This is a genomic window from Aerococcus agrisoli (genome assembly GCF_003797145.1).
GTDB classification, from domain to species: Bacteria; Bacillota; Bacilli; order Lactobacillales; family Aerococcaceae; genus Aerococcus; species Aerococcus agrisoli.
Genome location: NZ_RKMG01000095.1, coordinates 1 through 488 on the forward strand (window position 1 = coordinate 1; position 488 = coordinate 488).

Sequence of the window (488 nt, forward strand, 5' to 3'; positions counted from 1 at the left end):
TTTAAAACTTTGCAACAGAACCCGTATTTCGAATCGTACGTGCTTTATCAATCAAAATCTGGTTAACCTTTTGTAGCTGGACGATATTTTCTGTTGACATCCGATCCCAAAAGCGAGAAATGGATGACTGTGAAGCCAACCGCTTTTTGCTTAAAACAGCTTGAAAGATAGGATCCGTTGCTAATATATTGGCTGAAGAATCTGTAGGATAGCCTGCAATCAACTGCAAGATGATTTGTTCCAGAATAGATTCATTTTCATGAACATGATACAGTCGGTCATCTTGAATCTGGATATTTTTACATAAGATTTGGCTAAACTCAAATTTGTTCATGAATTCTTTTGCTAATATTAAGCCGGAATCTGAGGACAAATTTCCACCAGAGTGAGATACTGTAACATTTGAATTGAAAAGTAGACGATTTTCGTGTAAAGTTGCCATTGAGAAACCCCTTTCTTTGGTTAGGTTTAGTCACTTTAACCATAGC

General features: G+C 36.5%; 1 pseudogene. It reads right to left on the minus strand.

Going from position 1 to position 488, the window contains the following annotated elements:
- Nucleotides 1–25 precede the first annotated feature (25 nt).
- Nucleotides 26–442 (minus strand): annotated as a pseudogene (locus EF384_RS09640) (transposase); the annotation flags it as partial.
- Nucleotides 443–488: the final 46 nt, after the last annotated feature.